The sequence below is a fragment of the Sphaerochaeta sp. S2 genome (assembly GCF_016406725.1).
Taxonomy (GTDB): Bacteria; Spirochaetota; Spirochaetia; order Sphaerochaetales; family Sphaerochaetaceae; genus Sphaerochaeta.
Genome location: NZ_JAEKNT010000049.1, coordinates 1 through 1,623 on the forward strand (window position 1 = coordinate 1; position 1,623 = coordinate 1,623).

The following is a 1,623-nucleotide window of genomic DNA, read 5'->3' on the forward strand; positions in this document are numbered from 1 at the left end:
GATTTGAAGGTTCTGAAAGACTTCTTTTGGTTGCACATGCTATAGAAGAACTAAAAACAATTTGTACATGTGGCAAGAAAGCTACTTTGAATGGTAGAAAAATTAATGGCAACTATGTGTTTGAAGGCGAACAGGTAGCTATTGATGGAGAAAATCATGTGGAATACCAGTCACTTTGTACAGAATGTTATTTTAAATATCGAGGTGAATTAAATGGCTAAAAAATCAGAATATACTTCAATTGGTGGTCAGGCTCTGATTGAAGGCATTATGATGCGAGGTAAAAATAAAATCGCAATCGTAGTGAGAAAACCGGATGGTGAATTAGAAGTAAAAGTAGATGAGATAAAGGAAAACTTTTTAACGAAGTTTTCAAAGTTACCAATATTAAGAGGTATCTTTGCATTTATAGCTTCGATGATTATCGGTATAAAAGCATTAAACTACTCTGCAGAGTTTTATGATGATGAAAGTATAGAGAAGGGCAAATTTGATCTTTGGGTGGAAAAAAAGTTTGGTGATAAAGCAGACGGTATTTTTGTAGCGATCTCAATGATCTTTGCACTGGCAATTACGTTGTTGTTTTTTATAATTCTTCCAGCTTTTGTGAGTAATGGTTTAAGTAATTTTTTTGAAAGTAAATTACTATTAAGCTTACTTGAAGGTATTTTCAAGTTTACTTTATTCCTTGGTTATATCTTTGCAATATCTAAAATGAAAGAAGTAAAAAGAGTATTTGAATATCATGGTGCAGAACATAAGACCATTAGATGTTATGAAGCAAAAGTAGAGCTTACACCCGAGAATGCTGAAAAATTTTCCAGACTACATCCAAGATGCGGGACATCTTTCTTGCTGATCGTTGTCGTTTTAAGTATTGTTATTTTCTCATTTCTAGGGAATTTCGGTGCGCCACTAGTTAGAGCGGGATTAAAACTAATCTTTATGCCATTGGTAGCAGGACTAGCTTATGAGGTTATTCGATATGCTGGTAAACATGATTCAATTATTGTTGATATCATTTCTTGGCCTGGTATGATGATGCAAAAGCTGACAACAGCTGAACCGGATTTGGGACAACTGGAAGTTGCAATTGTATCATTAAAAGCAGTTTTAGAAGAGGAAAAAGTAGAAAATGCAATCAATTAATGCTATATTAAGGTACGGTGAAGCTTTTTTAAAGGAGTTTACACCGGATTACCTAATAGATGCAAAGTTATTATTAGAACATACAATAGGAAAAGATAGTATTTATCTTTTTATGAATAAAGATGAGCTTTTGGAAGAAGATTTAATCGCTACTTATAAAGGCTTCCTAGAACGCAGAAAAACTGGTGAACCATTACAATATATTGTGGGGCATCAGTCTTTTATGGGTTTAGAGTTTCTTGTAAGACCAGGTGTTTTGATTCCTAGAAGTGATACCGAGGTGTTGGTTGAAAAGGTTATTGAAGCAATGGATGTACCATCGCCAAGGCTTTTAGATATTGGTACTGGTAGTGGTGCCATTCACATTGCACTTGCTTCATACATTAAAGAAGCCAGCTGTGTCACGGTTGATATATCAAAAGAAGCAATTGCAATTGCCAAAGAAAATGCAAGAAGACTTGACGTATATGATAG

Annotated in this window: 2 protein-coding genes and 1 pseudogene; all 3 read left to right on the plus strand. The window is 34.3% G+C overall.

The window, feature by feature from the left end:
• Window positions 1–221 (plus strand): annotated as a pseudogene (locus tag JF818_RS01190) (hypothetical protein); the annotation flags it as partial.
• Window positions 214–1,149 (plus strand): DUF1385 domain-containing protein, encoded by a 936-nt coding sequence (locus tag JF818_RS01195; RefSeq protein ID WP_198890170.1) that lies wholly within the window; start codon window positions 214–216, stop codon window positions 1,147–1,149. The pseudogene JF818_RS01190 and the gene JF818_RS01195, both read left to right, overlap by 8 nt.
• Window positions 1,136–1,623 (plus strand): HemK/PrmC family methyltransferase (locus JF818_RS01200; protein WP_198890171.1); only part of this gene is annotated, 488 nt, incomplete at its 3' end. The genes JF818_RS01195 and JF818_RS01200, both read left to right, overlap by 14 nt.

What these genes read in the sequence shown, in the direction of transcription:
- JF818_RS01195 (WP_198890170.1), top strand. Translation starts at nt 214, where the DNA reads ATGGCTAAAAAATCAGAATATACTTCAATTGGTGGTCAGGCTCTGATT.